18 protein-coding genes are annotated in these 21,808 nt (G+C 54.1%); 11 read left to right on the top strand and 7 right to left on the bottom strand.

All coding sequences use genetic code 11. The annotated features are described in order from the left end of the window. Position 1: 1 nt before the first annotated feature. The gene (locus tag ACR0LY_RS08270) at positions 2-1,039 is read right to left on the bottom strand and encodes an SGNH/GDSL hydrolase family protein (RefSeq protein WP_170349873.1); all 1,038 of its coding nucleotides are present in this window, start codon (positions 1,037-1,039) and stop codon (positions 2-4) included. A gap of 513 nt (positions 1,040-1,552) precedes the next feature. Here ACR0LY_RS08270 and ACR0LY_RS08265 point away from each other — a divergent pair. The 10 genes from ACR0LY_RS08265 to ACR0LY_RS08220 all read left to right on the top strand — a co-directional run bounded on the left by ACR0LY_RS08265 (position 1,553) and on the right by ACR0LY_RS08220 (position 13,456). Continuing rightward, positions 1,553-2,674, top strand: coding sequence for an MBOAT family O-acyltransferase (locus tag ACR0LY_RS08265; RefSeq protein ID WP_480640772.1), 1,122 nt, complete (start codon positions 1,553-1,555; stop codon positions 2,672-2,674). 180 nt (positions 2,675-2,854) lie between these two features. Beyond that, positions 2,855-3,883 carry a hypothetical protein gene (locus ACR0LY_RS08260; protein ID WP_480640770.1) on the top strand — a complete coding sequence of 343 codons (1,029 nt, stop codon included), beginning with the start codon at positions 2,855-2,857 and terminating at the stop codon, positions 3,881-3,883. Between the two features lie 132 nt (positions 3,884-4,015). Continuing rightward, positions 4,016-5,839, top strand: a complete 1,824-nt coding sequence (locus tag ACR0LY_RS08255) for an HAD-IIIC family phosphatase (RefSeq protein WP_170349870.1) — start codon at positions 4,016-4,018, stop codon at positions 5,837-5,839. Continuing rightward, the gene (locus tag ACR0LY_RS08250) at positions 5,836-6,084 is read left to right on the top strand and encodes an acyl carrier protein (RefSeq protein WP_170349869.1); all 249 of its coding nucleotides are present in this window, start codon (positions 5,836-5,838) and stop codon (positions 6,082-6,084) included. Before ACR0LY_RS08255 ends, ACR0LY_RS08250 begins: the two co-directional genes overlap by 4 nt. Before the next feature lie 201 nt (positions 6,085-6,285). After that, positions 6,286-6,846, top strand: a complete 561-nt coding sequence (gene rfbC / locus ACR0LY_RS08245; RefSeq protein WP_170349868.1) for a dTDP-4-dehydrorhamnose 3,5-epimerase — start codon at positions 6,286-6,288, stop codon at positions 6,844-6,846. Then, positions 6,843-7,883, top strand: a complete 1,041-nt coding sequence (rfbB, locus tag ACR0LY_RS08240) for a dTDP-glucose 4,6-dehydratase (RefSeq protein ID WP_170349867.1) — start codon at positions 6,843-6,845, stop codon at positions 7,881-7,883. The genes rfbC and rfbB overlap by 4 nt, the downstream gene beginning before the upstream one ends. Further along, positions 7,880-8,731, top strand: a complete 852-nt coding sequence (rfbD, locus tag ACR0LY_RS08235; RefSeq protein ID WP_170349866.1) for a dTDP-4-dehydrorhamnose reductase — start codon at positions 7,880-7,882, stop codon at positions 8,729-8,731. The genes rfbB and rfbD overlap by 4 nt, the downstream gene beginning before the upstream one ends. Further along, positions 8,728-9,600, top strand: a complete 873-nt coding sequence (gene rfbA / locus ACR0LY_RS08230; protein WP_170349865.1) for a glucose-1-phosphate thymidylyltransferase RfbA — start codon at positions 8,728-8,730, stop codon at positions 9,598-9,600. The genes rfbD and rfbA overlap by 4 nt, the downstream gene beginning before the upstream one ends. A gap of 131 nt (positions 9,601-9,731) precedes the next feature. Next, positions 9,732-11,732, top strand: a complete 2,001-nt coding sequence (locus tag ACR0LY_RS08225) for an acyltransferase family protein (protein WP_368040138.1) — start codon at positions 9,732-9,734, stop codon at positions 11,730-11,732. A gap of 257 nt (positions 11,733-11,989) precedes the next feature. After that, complete coding sequence (locus ACR0LY_RS08220) at positions 11,990-13,456, top strand: glycosyltransferase family 39 protein (RefSeq protein ID WP_170349863.1); 1,467 nt, start codon at positions 11,990-11,992, stop codon at positions 13,454-13,456. A 39-nt stretch (positions 13,457-13,495) separates the two neighbouring features. Here the strand turns inward: ACR0LY_RS08220 and ACR0LY_RS08215 are convergent, their stop codons facing one another. The 6 genes from ACR0LY_RS08215 to ACR0LY_RS08190 form a co-directional block, all read right to left on the bottom strand. Next, entirely contained in the window at positions 13,496-14,758 is a 1,263-nt protein-coding gene (locus tag ACR0LY_RS08215; RefSeq protein WP_170349862.1) for a right-handed parallel beta-helix repeat-containing protein, read from the bottom strand. A 94-nt stretch (positions 14,759-14,852) separates the two neighbouring features. Next, on the bottom strand, positions 14,853-16,415 hold the full coding sequence (locus tag ACR0LY_RS08210) for a carbamoyltransferase C-terminal domain-containing protein (RefSeq protein WP_170349861.1): 1,563 nt from the start codon (positions 16,413-16,415) through the stop codon (positions 14,853-14,855). A 9-nt stretch (positions 16,416-16,424) separates the two neighbouring features. Next, positions 16,425-17,237 carry an alginate O-acetyltransferase AlgX-related protein gene (locus ACR0LY_RS08205; protein WP_170349860.1) on the bottom strand — a complete coding sequence of 271 codons (813 nt, stop codon included), beginning with the start codon at positions 17,235-17,237 and terminating at the stop codon, positions 16,425-16,427. A gap of 75 nt (positions 17,238-17,312) precedes the next feature. After that, on the bottom strand, positions 17,313-19,154 hold the full coding sequence (locus ACR0LY_RS08200) for a carbamoyltransferase family protein (RefSeq protein ID WP_170349859.1): 1,842 nt from the start codon (positions 19,152-19,154) through the stop codon (positions 17,313-17,315). 9 nt (positions 19,155-19,163) lie between these two features. Further along, complete coding sequence (locus ACR0LY_RS08195; protein WP_170349858.1) at positions 19,164-19,313, bottom strand: DUF5989 family protein; 150 nt, start codon at positions 19,311-19,313, stop codon at positions 19,164-19,166. Positions 19,314-19,322: 9 nt separating this feature from the next. Beyond that, positions 19,323-19,727, bottom strand: a complete 405-nt coding sequence (locus ACR0LY_RS08190; RefSeq protein ID WP_170349857.1) for an SxtJ family membrane protein — start codon at positions 19,725-19,727, stop codon at positions 19,323-19,325. A gap of 789 nt (positions 19,728-20,516) precedes the next feature. Here ACR0LY_RS08190 and ACR0LY_RS08185 point away from each other — a divergent pair. After that, positions 20,517-21,808 (top strand): right-handed parallel beta-helix repeat-containing protein (locus tag ACR0LY_RS08185; RefSeq protein WP_480567109.1); only part of this gene is annotated, 1,292 nt, incomplete at its 3' end.

The following is a 21,808-nucleotide window of genomic DNA, read 5'->3' as shown; positions in this document are numbered from 1 at the left end:
ATCAATTTGAGCCAAACTTTAAGTCTGCTTGACCAAAAATTTGGTTCTCAACTATCGCACGGGCAAGCTTTTGATGACCCGTTTCCGACAAATGCCCGTCCGGGAAAAGATAGTCCTCGGGCTCCAGTATGTCCGGCGTATGAAGGATCGTTAAGTCAGATACCTTTGCGCGCAAAAGGTCGAGGTCTGGCGAGGTCGAGAGGACTTCGGTGAAACGCCCCCCCCGACCGCCTGTGTTCACGTCGAATACAATCAGGTGCGGTGGGGTGGGGCCCCAATCCCAATTGGCCAAAACCTCGATCAACACATCGGGGCCACTCAGGTCTGCCATTTGCAGATCGTACTGCTCATCCTCGCCATCCTCGCCGCCAATGAAACGCCAGCGAAGCTCATTAAGGAAGGCGGGCAAGTAATGCCCAAACCCTCCGCCTGTCCCTTCGTTTTCGGCGACGAGTTTGGCATAGGTTTCTTGCGACATAGCAGACAGCGTGCCGTCGTGAAGATAGCGTCGGTTTTCGTAGCCGTCATTGTCGCTGTATTGGACAATCACTGTCTTCAGGTTGCTGCGGTCAAGTCGGTCCAGCGTCATAAGCTCTCGGACTGTGCCATAGGACGACACGCCGGTGTTCAGCGTTTTGCGCCCGGTTTCGGCCTCGATAACGTCGGCAAAGGTCATTCCTTGCCCGACACCCCAACCCATTGCCTGGCTATCGCCAAGAACCACGATTTCGGGCGCATCAAGAGACGCCTCATCATCGCGGTATCCTGCTGAATTCACGACAAGCTCGGTTGAAAAGCCAGTGTTTTCGAAGGTGCAATTGCCGGGCTGCAACGTATAGCCCAGCTCAGAATCGTAGCGTGCGCATTCCGGAAGGTATTGAACATACGAGACATTCGCCCAGTAAATCTTTTGCGCAAGCCGGTCCACTGCGCGGATGCCCGTCGGAGACTCCCGCGTGACAAGCCAGGCAAGCGTGGCTTCCAGACCAATCAGAAGAACCGCAAGGATCAAGGCATTTATAGCAACGACGCGCCACATCCGGTTTCAGTCCAACCCACAGCTTATTTTGTTGCCTATTGCCTTCGACTGGTCCTGACCTTTAATCCGCAACACGACAAACCCTTTAACAAAGTAACATTACGCTCATAGCACAAAATGCCGCGTCAAGGGAACGATGTTGTCTGCCACTCAGAATGCCAGCCGCGTTGGTCTGTGGCCTTTTTTGTCCTTTTGGCCTCGTTCCTCATTCCTTTCATCTCTTCGCCTGAGAATGAGACAATGATGCTTGATTGGAAACAACGTCAGGATTCCATTGACTTGCTCAAAAATGCTATGAAACTGACAAATGGTGTACCTGTACACGGCCCGATCTGTGCTGAAACTATTTGGTTTCAGTATCTGATGTTTTCAGGGGTCGGCACGCGGGAAAGGGTGAAAAGTATTCGGTTTTGAGTATTAGTTCAGAGTGAAATGTTCATAGATTTGCTATCTTGGGAATTCCTGCTGTTTTCGGCGTTTGCCATAATCTTGGTTGCGTCTTCGACAGGGCCTGTGCGGACGGTCGGCTTTCTTGGCGCCAATATCGCCTTCATTTTTGCGCTTCTCGGTCCAATCGGTTTGGCTTCAACTTTGTTCTTTTCAGGTTTGGGGTGGGGGCTGACCCGGGTGCATCTTACGGCGTCCAGATGGGCGGCAATTCTGTCGGCAACTCTGCTGGTCCTCGTTTTTATCTACATGCTGGACTATGAATTCCTGGGATTGTTCCTGCCGGAAGCAGCACGCCTGTCATTCCTGCAAACAGTTGGTTTGAGCTTTCTGTTGTTTCGTATCTTGCATGTCATGATTGATGCCCGGTCGGGTGTCATCGACCGCATTGATCCCGCTGTTTATCCCAACTACCTCTTGGCGTTTACAACGTTCATGATGGGTCCGATCCAACGGTATCAGGATTTTCGCGACCAATGGGCAGATCGTACCCAAGCCATCGAGATGACGTATGAAGCTCATCTTGATGCCGGGCTGAGAATTCTCTGGGGGCTTGTCAAAGTATACGTCATCGGAACATTCATCTTCCGTTTTGCGCTACAGCCCAACACCGATGTCCTTGCGTTGAGTTTGGGTGAATTCTGGCTTCAATTGGTAGCCTTCTACTTTTTTCTTTATATGAATTTTTCCGGCTACTGCGACGTCGTGATCGGTATCGGCAGTCTGATGGGCATTCGGCCACCCGAGAATTTCAACAACCCGTATTTTGCCCAGAACATCGCTGATTTCTGGCTCCGCCAGCACAGAACTCTCACGTTGTGGTTAACGGACTACGTGTTCAACCCGGTGTATAAAAAGGCCCTCAGTTCCAGTTCATTCGCCAGTTTGCCGCTGGCTGCCGGGATCATTGCGGCCATGCTGACCATGCTTGTTTCTGGCCTTTGGCACGGCACCACAATCGGTTTTTTGATCTTTGGTCTCGTGCATGGGACGTGGCTCGCGATTTATCGGATATGGGATCACGTTTTGGTGGCGCGCCTTGGGAAAAAACGGCTGCGAAAGATCAGGGCAAGCTGGCCCGGACGGGTAGTCGGAATGGCGATTACCTTGCACGCGGCTGCCTTTGCGTTCCTGTTCTTCCAGTTGGACACACCAAGCGTCATTGCGTTTTTGAAAGGTCTTTTGTGATGTGGTCGGCCCTTTTCCCCAATCGGTCTGTTCGGATGACCATGAAGATTCTCGTCGCAGCCGGGCTTGTTGGTATTCTTTTTGTTTTCTCCGCGACGGAGGTCGACTTTGTCTACACGGGTTTCTAGGAAACTGCGCCTTTCGCTCGCGGCCATTGGGACAATTGGGGTCGTCGTTGTGTTGGTCTTTTCGGCGCTGACATGGCTGGCCATCAGCGCCGAGCGCAGCTTTTTCATGTTCCCATATAAACAGGAAAGCTGGTACCGCTTTCTGCTGCCGTCGCAATTTGTGGTCCAGGACAAACCCGTCATCATGTTGGCTGGCCCCTCTACAGTACGCGAGAACCTGCGATGGGAGCAGGTGCAGGAGGCGTTTCCCGATTATCACATCTATCAGGGGGGGATCAGTCTGGGCACGATTGAAGACGTGACAATCTCGCTGAAACTGATCGAGGCAGCATACGGTGAAGACGCGTTGCCGGATTATGTCGTCCTTGGCCTCGGGCCCCGTTTCATTGCCAACCTGCCGCCCGATCGGCCTTTTAAATCAATTGTTGATACCTACAGCCCCTGGTTCGTGACAACTGGTCCAAACGGGGTTGAGCTGCACAAAAAATCGCTATTTGGCGCTGCGCGGGCCAAAATCCGCTTTGTCGGAAAGCAGCCCGAGCGTTTCAGGTCTGCGCTGCGTGCTTGGGCTGCCTATTGGGGTCGCGAGTTCGAAGAATGGCCCATTGGCGAGTCTGTCTTGCGCCAAACCGGGTTGCTGAATATGTGGCAATCGCAGGTCGAAAGGCAGGGAAGGCTTGTATCACCTTACAAATTTGCCAGAAGTGCTGGCCTGAGCGAAGCGGATCTTGCTAATTTTATGTCAGGCGGCTGGTGGGAGTCCGTTTTCGATTGGGATGCGCGCAAGAATAGCGGCGCTGCAGCTGAACGTCTGCGCCAGCTTATGGAGTTCCTTGATGCGCATGGCATAGGCGTCGCAGTCGTAAATATGCCCGAGCGGTCATATTCCCGCGAACGATTTACTTTCGAGTATGACGACTATCTCGGAGCGATCCACGACGGCATTGGTCAAGCACCGTTTCTCGATCTGAGTGTTTTTGCGCACGATAGTGAATTTTTCGATGCTGAACACACCATACCAGAAGGGTCACAGCGTTTGACGGCCCACGTAACAGCTTGGATTCAGTCATTATTGAATTAATGTGAGGGGGAAAGAGAATTTATTGTCGAAGTGATTGATTATAGTGTTACTAGTTAAGCAATTACCCTGAATTTTGGGGGAGGTTAAATGGTTTCAGGTGTAAAGGCAGGGAGTTTTTCCCCTGTCACAGCTATGCCCGACGAACAAACGCGGACCCGGATTCTGGGTTCTCTGCGAGCGACTGAGTCCATTCAGGACTATCTCTCGTTGTGTCGCAAATGGCGCAAGATCGACCGGACCGCCGGCGATGACGGGCGCGCCGAATTGCGGGTTGCGCTTCTGAGCGGCGCAACAACGGACTTCCTTGAACTTCCTCTTCGTGCAGAGCTTGACAGCTTTGGCCTTCGCGCCCGCATTCACCGCCCGGACTTCAACACTCATGTCTCCGAGCTTATGGATTCTGCCAGTGCTACGGCCGAGTTCTCTCCGCAGATTGCAGTTCTTCTGCTTGGGGCATCAGATATCACTGAATGGCCAGCCGTGGGGGATACTGAGGCGGGCGTGGCAAAGCTGGCCGACCGGTTTGTTGACCTGTGGCTGAACAACATTTGCGCAACGTTCAATCGGGAATCCGGGGCTGAAATCATCCTTGGCAACCTGCATCTGCCACCGACTTCATCGACCGGTCACCTTAGCCGTCGCCTGCCTTGGGACCGAACCAATTTCGTGCGTCGGATCAATCAGCTTTTGACGGAGCGGGCACCAAAATATGTCCATACACTGGACCTGGAGCTTCTCTCGGCCCAATACGGGGTCCAACAATGGTTTGACCCCCGCTTTTGGTACCATGCCAAACAACCTGTCTCATTCGATTGCATGATCCCGCTTGTGCGCGACATGGCTGGGATTATCGCGGCCATCTACGGCAAGACTTCGAAATGTATCGTGCTGGATCTGGATAATACCCTGTGGGGCGGAATTGTCGGTGACGATGGGGTGAATGGCATCAAGATTGGCCAGGGCAGCGCTGAAGGTGAGGCCTTCCTGGCCTTTCAAAACTATCTGCTTGAGTTGAAGGCGCGTGGCATTCTTCTTGCCGTGGCCTCAAAAAACGAAGACGCCAACGCGCGCGCGCCATTCGATACGCTGGATGACATGGCGTTGAAATTCGCCGATTTCGTGTCGTTCAAGGCAAACTGGGGACCCAAGCCCGATAGTATCGCAGCCATCGCAAAGGAACTGAACATCGGGCTCGACGCGATCATATTTGTCGATGACAACCCGGCGGAGCGTGCTTTGGTACGGCAGAGCTTACCGGAAGTGCGTGTTCTGGAAGTGGGCGACGATCCTTCGGAATACCCATATCTTCTAAGCAGGTCCGGCTGGCTTGAGACAATCGAGATTACCAGTGAGGACCGCAAGAAATCCGAACAATACGCAGCCAATCGATCGCGTACCGAGCTTGCGGAAAGCGCAGTAGACTATGACAGCTATCTGCGCTCGTTGAATCAGAAAGCGGTGATCCGCCCGTTCGAGCCAGAGCATTTCGACCGGATTACGCAGCTTATCAATAAAACCAATCAGTTTAACCTGACTACCCAACGGATGACGCAATCCGAGGTAGAGGCACTGGCAGCCAGTGACAGCACGCTTACGGCGTATATGAGGTTGAAGGACAGCTTTGGTGACAATGGCCTCATCAGCGTAGCTGCAGGATCTGTTGTGGGTGACACGCTGACACTCGATCTTTGGCTGATGAGCTGCCGCGTTTTCAAAAGAGGCGCCGAGTTTGCTATGGCGAATTATCTTTTGCAGGAAGCCGTGCGCCGAGGGATTGCAAATGTAAGGGGTCTCTACCGGCCAACGGCAAAGAACGGCCTGGTCGAAAACCTCTATGCCGACCTTAACTTTGAAAAGGACGGTCCTGCGGAACAAAGTGGTACAAATTGGAGCCGAACACTTGCAGGGTTCGAACCGTTTCCAGTCAGCATTGAAATAGTGGAGGATTTTGCGTGACCGAAAGTGAGGTATGGCAGCGTTTAACATCGGTCTTTCAGGACGTCTTCGAGGATGACGAGATCACCTTGAGCCCTGAGACCACGGCCGAAGCGATTGAGGATTGGGATTCCCTGACGAACATCCAGTTGCTGATCGCCATCGAGAAAGCTTTTCCAGGGCTTCAGTTCAGCACCGGTGAGGTTGCGAACCTCCAAAATGTGGGCGATCTGGTGTCGGCGATAATAAAGCGCGTTGCAACTTGACGCCTCCACGAACAGGATTCGATGCAGTTGGTGACGGATTTACTCGGCACGTTGCCGATGCGCGGTGATCGATCCACCTGTTTGATCAAAGTGTGGGCTGGTCTTTGGGTGCAACATGATCTGCTCTATTCGCGCGCCCATTCATGACAGCCCTGTATTCAATTGCTAATAATATGTTGTGTTAACACGGGTTTTGAGTGCATGCAGATTGAAGAAACCGCCTTATCTGGCGTCCTTATCCTGACGCCTAAGCGGTTCGGGGATGAGCGCGGTTTTTTCTCTGAATCCTGGAACCGAAAAACCTTGGGCGCACATGGGATCGTCCTGGACTTTGTGCAGGATAATCATTCGGTTTCTGCTGGTGTTGGGACTCTGCGGGGGTTTCATTTCCAGTCGCCGCCCCATGCGCAGGATAAGCTTGTGCGCTGTGGGCAGGGGGCATTGTTTGATGTAGTGATCGATATCCGCAAAGGTTCACCCACATACGGGCGGTGGCTGGGTATTGATCTGACGGCAGAGAACGGAAAACAGCTTTTGGTGCCCAAGGGGTTCTTGCACGGATTTGTCACGCGGAAAACCAATACTGAGATTTGCTATAAATGCACCGACTATTATGCACCCGAGTGCGAGGCAACAGTGCGCTGGGACAGTTGCGGTGTGGATTGGGGCCTGACCGGCGACCCGGTGCTGTCTGACAAGGACGCAGTGGCCCCCATATTAGCCGAATTCGACAGCCCATTTGTCTGGGAGGGCAGGCCATGAAGCTGCTGGTCACAGGGGGTGCGGGCTTTATCGGATCGGCCGTCGTGCGGCGGGCGGTTCGGGATGGGCATCAGGTGGTCAATCTGGATGCGCTGACCTATGCGGCCTGCCTCGACAATGTGGCCGAGGTGGCGGATGAACCTAACTACACCTTCATAGAGGCTGATATTCGGGATCGCGCGGCCCTGAACCGGGCGCTGGCGGAATATGCCCCGGACGTGATCATGCACCTTGCGGCTGAAAGCCATGTGGATCGCTCGATCGACGGGCCCGGTGCCTTTATCGAGACCAACGTGACCGGCACCTATACCCTACTTGAAGCGGCCCGAGCATATTGGGAAGGGCAGGGGAGGTCAGACAACTTCCGGTTCCACCATATCTCCACCGATGAAGTCTATGGCTCGCTGGGGTCAACCGGTCAGTTCACCGAAGAGACGCCTTATGATCCTCGCTCGCCCTATTCGGCCAGCAAGGCCGCTAGCGACCATCTGGTGCGCGCTTGGTGCGCAACATATGGCCTGCCGGTGGTGCTGACGAATTGTTCGAACAATTACGGACCGTATCATTTCCCTGAAAAGCTGATCCCGGTCACCATCCTGAACGCTCTGGAGGGTAAGCCATTGCCGATTTATGGCGACGGGTCCAATGTTAGAGACTGGTTATACGTGGAAGACCACGCCGAAGCACTGCTTTTGGTGGTCCAGAAAGGTCAGATCGGGCGCAGCTATAACATTGGTGGTGAAAACGAGTGCACCAACCTGCAACTGGTGCAGATGCTGTGCGGTATTCTGGATCGTCTGCGCCCCAGGGCCACGCCCTATGGCGACCTGATCACCTTTGTCGCTGATCGTCCGGGTCATGATGCGCGTTATGCTATCGACCCGACCCGTATTCGACAGGAACTGGGCTGGCGACCCTCTGTCAGTGTTGAAGAAGGCTTGGAGCGGACCGTTCAGTGGTATCTGGACAATGAAAGCTGGTGGCGCGCGCTGCAGAACCGCGACGGCGTTGGCAAGCGATTGGGTATGAAAGCATGACCATCCTTGTCTTTGGCCGAACCGGGCAGGTGGCGCGGGAACTGGCGGCGTATGCGGGTGTGACATGCCTCGACCGTTCTGAGGTTGATCTGGAACAGCCCGCCTCCTGTGCAGCGGCAATCCGCGCGGCGGCTCCACAGGCAGTGATCAATGCGGCGGCCTATACGGCCGTTGACCGGGCGGAAGAAGAAGAGGCGCTTGCAACCGTCATCAACGCGGCGGCTCCCACTGTGATGGCGCGGGAATGTGCGGCGTTAGGCATCCCTTTCGTCTCTATTTCGACGGATTACGTGTTTGACGGCTCGGGGGACGCCCCGTGGAAACCCGCAGATCCCACCAGACCGTTGGGGGCGTATGGGCGTTCCAAATTTGCAGGAGAACAAGGCATAAAGCAGGCCGGAGGGGCCTACGGCATCCTGCGTACTTCGTGGGTGGTGTCGGCCCATGGCAACAACTTCGTCAAGACGATGCGGCGGCTTGGAGCCGAACGAGGCCAGTTGTCGATTGTGGCCGACCAGATCGGCGGCCCGACGCCCGCACGGAACATCGCGGCGGCTTGTCTGTTCATGGCGCAGCAACTGATCAAGGATGCGGGCAAAACGGGTATCTACCACTTTGCGGGCGCACCAGACACCAGTTGGGCCGGGTTTGCCCGGGCAATTTTTGCCGAATTAGAGATTGATTGTGATGTAACGGACATTCCGTCCGGCGAATATCCCACCCCCGCCAGACGCCCATTGAATTCCCGCCTTGATTGTTCCTCACTGGAAACAACTTTTGGCATTACACGTCCTGATTGGCGGCAGGGGTTAAGGGATATTTTGCAAGATTTGGAAAACGCGTCATGAGTACACGGAAAGGCATCATACTTGCGGGGGGATCGGGTACACGCCTCTATCCGATCACGATGGCCGTCTCGAAACAGCTGTTGCCGCTTTATGACAAGCCGATGATCTATTACCCGCTGTCGGTGCTGATGCTGGCCGGTATTCGCGACATTTGTGTGATCACCACCCCGCAGGATCAGGACCAGTTCAAGCGCACGCTAGGGGATGGCAGCCAGTGGGGGGTTAGCCTGACCTATGTGGTGCAGCCCAGCCCTGACGGTCTGGCGCAGGCATATATTCTGGCCGAAGAATTTCTTGCCGGCGCGCCTTCGGCGCTGGTTCTGGGGGACAACATCTTTTTTGGCCACGGCCTGCCCAAATTGCTGGCCGCCGCGGATGGGCATGCCGAGGGTGGGACTGTGTTCGGCTATCACGTGGCCGACCCTCAGCGCTATGGCGTGGTTGCTTTTGACTCGGATGGACGAGCACGCGAGATTATCGAGAAGCCTTCGGTACCTCCTTCGAACTATGCCGTTACCGGCCTTTACTTTCTGGATGGTTCGGCACCTCAGCGCGCCCGACAGGTCAAACCTTCACAGCGGGGCGAGTTGGAGATCACCGACTTGCTGCAGATGTACCTGGAAAAAGGTCATCTCAGGGTCGAAACCATGGGGCGGGGCTATGCCTGGCTGGATACGGGCACCCATGCCAGCCTGTTGGATGCCGGCAATTTTGTGCGCACCCTTGAAGAACGTCAGGGGTTACAGACGGGATGCCCCGAAGAGATAGCCTGGCAACTGGGTTGGATCAGTGACGCGCAGTTACGTCAGCGGGCCGAGATGTTCGCGAAGAATGAGTATGGGACTTATCTGGACGGTTTGTTGGAATAACAGACCGGCTGAGAGAAGGGAGCATTGAACAGGGGGCCGCAAGCCTTGCTGTATAAAGTCAAAAAATGCACCTTGGGATTTGGGTGAAATGAAATAGAAGTGGTGAAAATTTTCTGGGTTTAATAGTTTGTGTGAACGATGTGTCGAAAATTTCCTACAGACCGGACATTGATGGGCTTCGCGCGGTCGCCGTAGTTCCTGTTGTCCTGCACCATGCTGGTTTTAGCGCAGTTCCGGGCGGGTTCGTCGGTGTGGATATATTTTTCGTCATCTCTGGCTTTTTGATAACCAGAATTCTCACGCGGGAAATCCGGGACGGGCAGTTTTCGCTGCTATCTTTTTACGAACGCAGGGCCAGGCGCATCCTGCCCGCACTTTTTATAGTGCTTGTCGCATGCCTGGCTGTCGGCTGGTTTCTTCTACTGCCCAGCCAGTATGACGCGCTTGCCAGGTCTACGGCTGCAACGCTGCTTTTTGTGTCTAACGTCTGGTTTTGGGATGCGGCTGGTGACTATTTCGGCAGGGGGGTCGAATTGGCGCCGCTGCTTCATACCTGGTCTTTGGCGGTCGAAGAACAGTTCTATCTTGGATTTCCAATATTATTGTGGGTAATGGCGAAACAATCGCGCCGCTTTTGGGTTGGTGTGATTGCGCTGATTTCACTCATATCTCTGGGGCTTTCGATATGGGCGACGACCGCTGCGCCGATTGCCAACTTCTATTTTACCTCAATGCGGGTTTGGGAACTGGGGCTGGGTGCGCTGTTGGCCATCGGTGCGTTTCCGGCACTCCGTCGCCCGCTGGTGGCTGAGGTAATCGGGCTGATTGGATTGGCAATTATCCTAGGCAGCATCGTTCTGATCTCGGACAACACCCCGTTCCCCGGGTTGATGGCTGTGCCGCCCTGTGCAGGTGCCGCTTTTTTGATCTGGGCGGGAATGAATAACACTACGTCTGCCGGCCGGTTGTTGGCCTTGCGCCCGATAGTCTGGATTGGGCTCATTTCCTATTCGCTGTACCTGTGGCATTGGCCGGTACTGGTCGCGGCCAGAGTGCAAAACGGCAGTGCGGATCTGCCCGCTATGACGGCGATGATTTGTGTATTTCTGTCTGTTCTGCTTGCAGCGGCTAGCTTGTATCTGATCGAGCGACCCTTTCGCATTCCGGCCAGCAAAGGGGGCTTTTCGCGAGCCAGTATTTTTACGGGTGCAGGCACAGGTGCCACGCTTATATTGGGGCTAGCCGTCATACTTGTTGTGAAAGAGGGCGTTCCAAGCAGGGTTCCGGCTGAGTTGGCAGCCAAAATGAACAAGTTCAAGGAATCCCATTATCTGATGGATGCGTGCAGACAGTGGGAAGACGGTAAAGAACCCTGCAAAATAGGAGCATCCAATCAGGCCGACGCAGAACCTCGCGTCGTCGTGTGGGGGGATTCCCATGCCGGGTCTTTGTTACCCGGCATAGATTCCTGGCTGAAAGACAACAACATTACGGGCGAGGCCTTTGTAAAGTTTGGCTGCCCTGCGCTGTTGGGGGTCCGCCGCGCCGACATGGCGCCTGCTCATGGTTGCGACACTCATAACGAATTGGTGGTGCGCTATATCGAACGACTGCCCGAATTAGACGCGGTTGTCGTGGCGTCGCGTTGGGCTTTGGCGACCGAAGGTGTTCGGGTTTCGGGCGAAGAGGGGAGAATAGCCGTTCTGGCGGCAACCGATGAGCGCCCCACTGGGGTTGAGGATAATCCAAAACACGTGGAACAGGGTCTGAAACGGCTGCTTCAAAGGCTGGAAAGCCGGGGTATCGAGGTTCTTATCGTCGGGTCAATACCAGAGATCGGGTTCAACGTCCCCGATGCCCTCGCAGGCAGCGCTGCGTTCGGGACTCAGTTGCGCGTGCCCCCGTCACGGGAAGAGTTTGATCTACGCAATTCCCGCTCTTACGCAATTCTGGCGGATGCCGGGCGGGAATTCGACGCGGCGCTTGCGCGTCCGGCTGATATTTTATGCGATGAGTTCTGCCGTATTCATCTGGACGGTCGCCCTCTTTACCGGGATGACGATCATCTGAGCGAGTTTGGAGCAAACTGGGTTATGCCGGCCTTGCTGGATCAGCATTTCCTGCGAAATTAGTGCATTCCGTCTGTACACTGGGGCATATCCGCAAGGCTGGACTGCCCGACCCCACAACAATCTGGGCCATTTAGTGAAAATGTCTGCAATCAAGAGACAGTCCATATCAAAATACACCAGCGACGGTACATTCGCTTCGACGCGTGGGATGGAAACGAGGATAATCGGACAAGTTTCAGCGGGCGGCTGTGTCTGGCTCGTGCAAGGTTAGGATAGGTTTGGTACCCGGAGATGCGCGCGTGATCGGAGAAGCTGACATGAAGCCGCCATCCCCCGCGATTGGCCGCAGTGATTTGGCAATTCTATTGTTCATTCTGCTGCTCGCTGCCGCGTTGAGAATTGCAGGGCTGAACTCACCGCTTTGGTATGATGAAATCTGGACTGTCGACACGCATATTCGTTTGCCCTGGGGCGACATGATGCGCGAATATTCCATGAACCATCATTATTTCTTCAGCATGAAGGCAAAGCTGTTTTCTCAGATATTCGGAGAGGAATCCTGGGTCTACCGTTTCCCAGCCGTAGTGTTCGGCGTCGGCATCGTCGCCGCGATCTGGTGGCTGACCAAAGAGGTCGCAAACACCTGGATCGCGCATGTCTCGGCCTTGCTCGTGGCCTTGTCCTATCATCAGGTTTGGTTCTCACAGAATGCGCGCGGGTATACCGAGCTTGCTTTTTGGAGTATGCTTGGCCTCATTCTTTTTCTGCGGGGAGCGCGCAATCCGACGATGGGAATCTGGCTCGCCTTCGGGCTGACTGCCGCCGCCGCTGTTTTTACGCACCTGACCGGTGCATTTTTCTTTGTTGCCCTAGGGTTCGTCTGGCTGATCTCACTGGTGACCGGGTTCGGTCGTGAGGCCCCTCTGACTCGCGAATGGATGCTGCAGCCGCTGATCGGCGTTGCCCTTGCGCTGGTTCTGACCTTTTTAGCCTATTTGCCGATTTTACCCAGTGTTCTGAATACCATGGGTGAGATATCGGCGACGTCCTCTGTCGACAAGATGCAGGTCTATCAAAACCCGATCTGGACTATGTTCGAAGGCGTGCGAACTGCAATTGGTAATACCGGGCCATTGACAGTGATCGTGGCCGTGGCAGGGTTGGTGACCATTGCTTTTGGCGCGTTGGGGACGCATACGAAACAGCCTCTGTTTTTTGTCACCATCGCCATGCATATCGTCGTGACGCTGGTTATTCTCATGTCGCTGGATATGCGGATTTGGCCGAGGTTTTTCTTTGTCGATATCGGTCCGGTTATTGTTCTTGTCGTTGTCGGTTGCGGCTATGGTGCCGGTCTGGTGGCGCGGCTGTTCAGACGGCCTCAGATTTCGCGGCCGTTGTTTATCGCAGGTGTTTTGGTGATGGTTGCCGTGTCCATGTTTCTGGTACAGCGCAACTATGATGCTCCTAAACAGAATCTGGCCGGGGCTTTTGCCTTTGTCGAAGAAACGCGCGGCCCTTCAGAACGCGTTTATGCCATCAATCCCGGCGGCCCTGTTTTTGAAAGTCACTTTGATGCTGACTGGAAAACCATCGGCGATGCAGAGGGCTATGCCAAGGCGATGGAACAACCCGGACCTGTGGCGCTGGTGGTTTTGTTTCCGAACCGGATGCTGCGCGTCATTCCACGGCTTGGGACGGATGCTGATAAGGAACTGGAACTTGAACGCACCTTTGCTGGCACGCTTGGGGACGGACACGTTCTTATCTATCGGCGCAAGTGACGTCGCTATAGAAACAACTGATAGAAAGGGTGCAGGCTCCTATTGGCGTGTCGGGTAATTATTGACGAGCGTGGACCCGGCTTTAAGGCGGTCGACCTCGCTGCCAGGGCGCACCCCGTATTCGTGAAAGCCATTGGCGGCCCCAGTCGCATAATAGATGAACTCTCGGTCATAATAGCCGGGGCTCGAAGGGGACTGATCCTGAACAATGACGTTGTTGAGTACGGCCCAATCCTTTTGGTTCTGGTACCCGTTGATCCCGCTGACTACGTTTTGCTCGATTACGACAGAAGTCGAATATGAGATATTTATGCGCGGGATCGATACCTTGCCGCCTTTCGGTTGGCGGACCCGGATGATCGAGTTTTTGCGAATCGAAAGATTGTCGGCCCCATGAACCGAAATGCCGTGCATATGCGCGTTGTAGATCACGTTGTTTTCAATCAGCACGTTCTTGTGCCGCAAAAGGGGGTCACTTGTATTCTTGCCGCTTTTGCCCATGAAAATCGTCTGGGTATAATCTCCGGCTCCGATGTCAAAGACGTTGTCCCGGATCACGATATTCGAACTGCCTCGGTTCGTCGTCCGCATCAGTTGGATCATGTCCCGGTGATCGCGGCTGTTGCCGCCGCGGAAAGTGTGAAACCTGTTGAGTTCGATCGTCAGGTTGTCAATTCCGCTTAGGGCCATTCCATCAGCCCGAATGTCATAGAACTGATTTCGGCTCAGCGTCAGATGTGTGGTTTTGAACGCAGTCAGCGCTTTCCACCATTTACGAAACAGGCTGTTCGAGATGGTTATTTTAGAACTGCCCGTGATCTGCAGGCCAAGGCCGTGCCCTATGCCGGTGTTGTAATCCCCGTCGAATACGGAATTGGTGATGGTGATGTTGTGACCGTTAGCAATGCCGAAATGGTTGGTACGGTGCTTGTCGCCACGCTGGAAGGAATAGTCGAACATCAACCCATCCAGAATGAGATTGCCAGCATTCTTCAGGCGTAAACCTGTGAAACATGCCGGTGAACTGGGATCAGCAGACCGGATCGTGACTGGGGTTTTGAAAGCCCTTTTGACGATCAAAGCGTCGTAGTTTCCCCCGGCCAACAGCAAGGTTTCCCCGCCGCTGGCATGATTGAGGGCTTGATTGAGGCCCTGGGCGTTTTGGATAACCTGGCCGTTTTGCGATTGTGATCCGCCTTTAAACCCAGAGCAAGCCGACGCTGCAAGCAATGGCGTTGCCAGAGATGCGAACACAAGAATGGACCAAAACAGGATGCCAACAGAGATATTTATACGTCTCATAGGAATAACTCTTTATAATATTGGCTGTACAAGAAATATTAGGCACAAAAGAAAGCCTTGTCTATCGCGGCCCTGTCACCAGTCAGAGCGCGTCTTAGAGACGATAAAACGATCTGCCGGCGACAAAACCATCAAGTCCAACAGAGCGCGCGAATTTGTAAAGGTCGCTTGTCTTGTTGATAAAGCCCGAGCGTTTGAAGTTCAGCGACGTGTTGCATAAGACGCCGACGCCGCTGGTTGCCTTGAACTCGGTTAGCAGGTCATACAGCATCGCGTTCTGGTCTTTAGTCACGGTCTGCACCCGTGCCGACCCGTCCACATGACTTACTGCCCTAAGGTTTGGGTTAGTCACTTGCTGAAAATGAAGCATGTGCGGCGAGGGGCCAGACCAGTCGAAATGGTTCGACACATCGTCCTCAAGGCAAACGGGTGACACTGGCGCAAGGCCCGCACGGCCTTTGATTCTGTTTACCCGGTCGCGTGTTTCGTTGGAAAAGGGCGCCGCCAGGATCGAGCGGTTCCCAAGCGCCCGGGGGCCAATTTCGCAATTTCCCATGACCCAGCCGATGACCATTCCGTCATGCAGCGCTTGTGCGACCTCTCTAAGATTCAATTCGCGGCTGGTGACACCTTGCATATCTACCCGGTCGTCGTTGAATGGCTGGCCTGCATACACCGTCCAGTTCAGTTTGGCCCGCCCCGTAAAATGACGCATGGCATCAACCGCTGTACCGATTGCACTGCCCGAGTCATTGGTGCATGGGGGGATGAAGACATCGCGGAACAGGCCGCTGTCCCGCCAACGCGTGTTCCAGCGATAGTTCAGGCCGCATTCTCCGGTAATCAACAGCGGATAGCGCTTGGTCAGATTGGCCTTTGCGAAATCGTGGAAGTGGGAAAACACCGCGTCGGAATATCTGGCCGCAAGGTTGTGGAACCTAGGCGAAGTGACGCCAATGTTGTAGTAGGGTGAGTTTTTGAACGCTTCCTTGTTCAGGAAACCAGAATCCGCGCCGTTTTGTAACAGTGCGTCAATCAAACCCTGTGCGTCGCCATCAATGACGTTTGCCTCGCCATGTGCGCTGGCTGATTGCAGTTTGCTGGAAAACTCCTTTCCCGGGGTATTATCCGTTCCCGAAAAACTGGGGTCGGCAAGCGCATAGAGAAAGGAAAATCGGCGCCCGGGCGCAGCCAGCACCCGCCCCATGTGATGTATCTTTAGGTTGCGATCGATTTCATAGAAATCACCCAGCGCATCATCCCAGACCAGGACATAACAAGGCTCGCCCTGTTCGAAGGGCGACAGCCCATAAGCCGCCCAGATGAGCGAGCGTTCGTGCGAGGAAGAATAATAGTCCAGCCGTTTCCCGAAAAAGTTCTTTGTTCCGACAATGGCCGTGCTTTCGTCGATGCCAAAGCTTCCGGCACCGGATATGGCGGTATGGCTTTCCCCCGGCGTCGACCAACCGCTCAGCGCCAGAACGTCAGGAAGCTCGTTGAACCACAGCCCGGCGTCGAGGAGGGTATTCGGGTCAATTGGTGAGTTTCGGGGAAGGCTGTCTTTCTCGGCTTCATAGGAAAACATCAGATGCTGTTTTGGCGCGTCGACCCCTGCGACAGCCCCATCATGCCCGGATTTGAAGGAAAGAATTTTCATACTAGCACTCTAATCCAACCAGCCTTTTATTGTCAGGTGATCAATCACTGCCCGTGCGGCGACCTGATGCCCATTTGGGGTCCAATGCGCATCGTTCAGAAAATAAACCAATGTTCCGTCAGCGGCGGCCTTCCGCAAGGCAGGCGTCAAATCCATATAGCCTATGCCGTTCTCATCGGCCAATGTCTTAAGTTCAGCGGCCAGTTCCAATGACACCCAGTCCTGTAAGACGCTGTCATCGGGAAAGGCCAGCAAATCGCGATAAACATCTGTCTTAATCGGGATGTGCGCGACCAGAAGCTTCCCGCCATTTTCCCGAACAAGAGCATGCCCTTGTATCAATAGCTCTTTCAGATAGGCCAAGCGTGCCTCGACCCTATCGGGAGGGGGATAGGCGAAATGCATTACCGTTTCTTCAGACCAAGCCGCGTCAATGAAGTGACCAGACCGCGTGCGCGCGCCAAATGTTAACACGGCATCCCCCGGTCGTGTCTTGCTATACTGGTCGTTTTTGGGTTGGCTATAGAACCCGTCCGGCTCATAGACCCGGTTATGGGGTCCTAAAAGGCTAATTCTATTGGGTATAAAGATCTGCTGATAATCGATGAGGCCGGTCAAGGCGGACAGTTCAATCAACAGGGTCAAAAACCCGAGAGTTGCAACACTCAATGCAACGCTTTGAGCAAGGTCCCGGCGCCGGTCAATCTGCCTGTCCGACGTGACCAGTGCTTGTACCGACCATTTGTTGAACGCCACACTTGGGACCATCAGGAAAACCCCGAGCAGTTTCCGATAGCCGGACTTGGATCTTGCGAGCGTCATTTTGGTCTCATACATCGAATTCCAGTAGGCACTATACTGACCGTGTCGCAAACAACGCGACGAGAGGTATCTGTCCTAGTCCAGCTCAAACGCTTCTTTATAATCCTGTTTCAGCGCCTGATCCTGATCAGGTTTTCGCAAAATGCAACGGCCGATGACCAGCATGTCCAGCTCGGTGCCCATGAAGCAACGGAACGCGTCTTCGGGAGTACAGACGATCGGCTCCCCTCGGACGTTGAAGGATGTGTTGACCACAACCGGGCAACCGGTGCGCTGCTTAAATTCGCTAATCAGCGCGTGGTAAAGGGGGTTGGTTTCGGCATGCACGGTCTGAACCCGTGCAGAATAGTCGACATGGGTGACCGCCGGAATATCCGAGCGCACAACGTTAAGCTTGTCGATCCCAAAAAGCTGTGTTTCTTCCGAGGTCATCGTGCGGCGCATCTTTTCCTGAACATCCGCAACCAGCAACATGTAGGGGCTGTCATAGTCCAACTCGAACCAATCGCTTACATCTTCGCGCAGGACTGAAGGGGCGAAGGGGCGAAAGCTTTCCCGGTATTTCACCTTGAGGTTCAGCGTCTTTTGCATCGAAGGGGACCGGGGGTCGCCAATAATGGACCGTCCCCCAAGCGCGCGAGGCCCAAATTCCATCCGGCCCTGGAACCAGCCAAGCGCCTTACCGTCGACCAGAGCTGTCGCTGCCTCGGTGATCATGCCATCGGTTTCGAATGTCTCGAATTTTGCGCCAATCGCGGTCAGGCGTTGCTCAATGTCATCCTGTGCAAAGGATGGACCCAGATAAGAGCCTTGCATCTTGTCGGACGGGCTGCTGCTTTGACGCTCGTTTTTCAGTTCCGTATGCCATGCCGCCAATGCGGCCCCAACCGCGCCCCCGGCATCTCCGGCGGCAGGCTGCACCCAGATATCCTTGAACGCGCCGTCCCGAAGGATATGACCGTTGGCAACGCAGTTCAGCGCCACACCCCCGGCCATGCACAGATTTTCGATGCCATATTCCTGCGCGGCAGAGCGGGTCAGCCGCAGCACAATTTCTTCGGTCACGACCTGAACCGAGGCCGCGATGTCCATGTGGAACTGGGTCAGTGGGTCTTTTTCAGGTTGGCGCACAGGCTCGCCAAACAGGTCAGAGAAACGTTGGTTGGTCATCGTCAGACCAACGGCATAGTTGAAATACTGCATGTCCAGCCTGAAGGACCCGTCCTCCTTCAGGTCAACCAGGTTCTCTAGAATGACATCCTTGAAGCGGGGGACGCCATAGGGGGCCAACCCCATGACCTTGTATTCACCACTGTTGACCTTGAAGCCCGTGTAATACGTGAACGCCGAATAGAGCAGGCCGATCGAATGGGGAAAATGGATTTCCCTTTCAATCTTCAGGTCTTTGCCGCGCCCGATCGCCAATGTCGTCGTGGCCCATTCGCCGACACCATCCAGCGTCAAAACGACCGCCTCTTCAAAAGGAGAGGGAAAGAAAGCACTGGCTGCGTGGCTGAAATGGTGTTCACTGAACATCAGTTTGTCACCAGGCCGAAATTCGGGATCGTGTCCGCGCAGTTCCCGGCTCAGCAAGTCTTTTTGAAACAGCTTCTCGCGCAACCAGACTGGCATGGCCATTCGAAAGGAGTTCAGCCCGCGTGGAGCATAAGAGACATAAGTTTCCAGTAGGCGTTCGAATTTTAGGAATGGCTTGTCATAAAAGGCGATGTGATCGACGTCACCAATGCCAAGGCCAGCTTCATCCAGAACATATTCGATCGCATGAAACGGATATCCCGCATCGTGCTTTTTGCGCGTAAAGCGCTCTTCCTGCGCTGCGGCGACCAAAGAGCCGTCAACGACAATGGCCGCGGCGCTGTCGTGATAAAACGCAGAGATTCCTAGAATTGCAGTCACGACCCGGTCCTAGAACAGCGTGTAAATGAACGGGGCGATAGCCGAACCCTGACTTAGAACGATCAACCCGCCAAAAAGAACCATCATGACAAGGATCGGAAGAAGCCAGAATTTCTTTCGAAACCTGAGAAATTGCCACATCTCCATCAGAAACGACATCCGATACTCCTAAAATTGATTTTTCATCGAACCCACGTTTTCCGTGCGTTTAATCCAATATGTGTTTGTGTCCTTGTTTAGTTTTTGTCTTAAAAGGTCCTTTCCCAAGGCCCTCATGATCAGTCCGGTTGGTGTCACGGTCAGAAAAAAGACCAACGCCATAACGATAGGCGCAACAATTGCGCCCAGCAGTAGGCCGAACTTAGTCCACAGCCGGTTTGCGCCCGACAACAACGAGGGGCGCAGCAAAGTAACCAGCACAAACGCGACCGCAATCGCCAGCGCCCAATACCGCAAGCCTCCGCTGTGGATCAGCGGCCATAGACCAATGATGGTGAATACGGCTGCAAAAACGAAACCAAAATTACGGTTGCTGCCACCCTGGACTTCGTGTCGTGCCTCAATATCGATCATAACAAGATCATCTCATCGGATAACTTTAAGAACTCATACGCCGCCCTGCACAACCAGTCAGGGAAACCAACTTTGTTAATTTATACACTCAGGCTGTGCTGTTGTCGCAAATTTTTTTGGCAAATGGGCGCTATTCCCAAAATTCTGGGCGCAAGGACCGGTTTTGAGGTCGGTTTGCGCGCAGAAATCGCGCACAGTGTCGTGAATGCGGAAACAAACAAGATGGGATTCAAGGATTGGCCCGGTGCCGCCAGTATTGAGCGCCTGGTTTGGCTGTGCGGCCAGACGGGCTCACCCGGCCGAGGTGCGAAACCTTTTTTTATCGGTCTGCATCTGATGTCCAGCTGATTGCCAATTGCGCTCTGCGGTGTCGCCTCATCTTCTCATTGCCACTTTTCAGTATCGAAATGAAACTAAGTGAGCGTGGGCAGGGAGGCTCGCCGAGCGGTTGACGTTGGGGAACCCAGCAAGTGATTGCCGATGTCTAGCGCAGATACGCGAGGTCACGCCTGAATTATGGCATTTTGTTGACCATTGTTGCGACCCCGGAATCAATTCGTCACACCCTAAGATGACCGCTAAGGGATGGGGAACAATTCCCGGTATCGAGTATCGAGTTCACTCGGAAATGAAGGCAATGAGGCAAAACTGTCTCAATACAGGCAACAGTTTCCAAACATAGCCATATTCTGGCCAACCTGTCGCCCTTGTGCGGCTGTTCCCTTTGTCCCGGGTGAGCGGGTTCTCGTGCGCTGCCACTCACAGCGCCTATGAAACAGAAGGTGAAACATGTCGACCACAATTACGGTAACCTCTGCGGCCGAGCTGAATCAGGCTTTGTCTCAGGCGAAAGGTGGGGAAACGATACTTCTTGCAGCAGGTGATTATGGCGCGCTGAACTTAAGCGCGAACTATGCATCGACTGTAACAATCAAGTCCGCGGATGCGAACGCACCCGCTACGATCACGGCGATGAACGTGAACAACGCGTCGAACATTGCGTTCGAAGATCTGAATTTCGACTATAGCTTTAATGGGGAAGCAAAAAGCTATCGGCCGTTTTCAATCGTGAACAGCTCGAACATCACGGTTGATAACTCCACGTTCTCGGGGGATGTGGCCACCGGAGTATCCGCGACAGCTGACGGGTACGGATGGGGTCAGGGCTTGTTTGTTTTTCGTAGCGACAACATCAATGTTACAAACAACGAGTTCCACGACTGGCTAAAAGGGATGTATGTGGGGATCAGCACGGATGTGACTGTCTCGGGCAACAACTTACATTCGATCAGTGAGGACGGGATGTTTTATGAAAACATCAAAGGCGCCGTGATCGAAGGCAACTATATTCACGACTTTGAACGTAATCCGAATGCTGGAGGTCATGGAGACTTTATCCAGTTTTCGAGGCTTACGGGTGTAAGTACCGACATCATCATTCGCGACAACGTCTTGGACATGGGGTCCGGGGATTGGGCGCAATCGATTTTCATGGGGAACGGTAAAATCGTCCAGCCCTACCAAAATGTTCTGATCGAAAATAACACGATCTACAACGGCCACACACACGGAATTTCCGTGAGCGGAACTAACGGTTTGACGATCTCGAACAACACGGTTCTGGCAGTGCCTGGCGCGTTGACCGGCGGTGTGTCAATTCCGAAGCTATCTGTGGCCAGTGGTTCGACCAATGTCACGATTAATCAAAACGTTGTTTCCCAGATCAATGGCTATTCCGGCCAATCGGACTGGAATGTAACGGACAATGCTTTGGTCAAGACCCACCAATATGACGGCGTGTTCACGTATCATGCGACTGGCGCGCAAGATGGATACAACCAGTATGGCGTCATACCGGGCAGCATCGTTGACAACTTGAATGCGGGTTCGGATTTGGCTCAGCAGTTTCCGTTCTCTTATGACGCTTGGGTTGGAACCGCTACTAGCGGCGGCACCACTCAGCCCGGTGGTGGAACAACCCAACCCGGCGGTGGGACCACGCAACCCGATAGCGGGACGACCCAACCTGACAGTGGTACAACCCAGCCTGACAGTGGGACCACGCAACCCGATAGCGGGAC

The organism is Ruegeria sp. BC5, from assembly GCF_056539205.1.
Note: the sequence above shows the minus strand (reverse complement) of the source record. Positions and strands in the feature narration are given on the sequence as shown.

Excerpts from the sequence above, each read along its gene's own strand:
- ACR0LY_RS08270 (WP_170349873.1), bottom strand. The coding sequence starts at position 1,039 with ATGTGGCGCGTCGTTGCTATAAATGCCTTGATCCTTGCGGTTCTTCTG.
- ACR0LY_RS08255 (WP_170349870.1), top strand. The coding sequence starts at position 4,016 with ATGCCCGACGAACAAACGCGGACCCGGATTCTGGGTTCTCTGCGAGCG.
- rfbC (WP_170349868.1), top strand. The coding sequence starts at position 6,286 with ATGCAGATTGAAGAAACCGCCTTATCTGGCGTCCTTATCCTGACGCCT.
- rfbB (WP_170349867.1), top strand. The coding sequence starts at position 6,843 with ATGAAGCTGCTGGTCACAGGGGGTGCGGGCTTTATCGGATCGGCCGTC.
- rfbD (WP_170349866.1), top strand. The coding sequence starts at position 7,880 with ATGACCATCCTTGTCTTTGGCCGAACCGGGCAGGTGGCGCGGGAACTG.
- rfbA (WP_170349865.1), top strand. The coding sequence starts at position 8,728 with ATGAGTACACGGAAAGGCATCATACTTGCGGGGGGATCGGGTACACGC.
- ACR0LY_RS08220 (WP_170349863.1), top strand. The coding sequence starts at position 11,990 with ATGAAGCCGCCATCCCCCGCGATTGGCCGCAGTGATTTGGCAATTCTA.
- ACR0LY_RS08215 (WP_170349862.1), bottom strand. The coding sequence starts at position 14,758 with ATGAGACGTATAAATATCTCTGTTGGCATCCTGTTTTGGTCCATTCTT.
- ACR0LY_RS08210 (WP_170349861.1), bottom strand. The coding sequence starts at position 16,415 with ATGAAAATTCTTTCCTTCAAATCCGGGCATGATGGGGCTGTCGCAGGG.
- ACR0LY_RS08205 (WP_170349860.1), bottom strand. The coding sequence starts at position 17,237 with ATGACGCTCGCAAGATCCAAGTCCGGCTATCGGAAACTGCTCGGGGTT.
- ACR0LY_RS08195 (WP_170349858.1), bottom strand. The coding sequence starts at position 19,313 with ATGTCGTTTCTGATGGAGATGTGGCAATTTCTCAGGTTTCGAAAGAAA.
- ACR0LY_RS08190 (WP_170349857.1), bottom strand. The coding sequence starts at position 19,727 with ATGATCGATATTGAGGCACGACACGAAGTCCAGGGTGGCAGCAACCGT.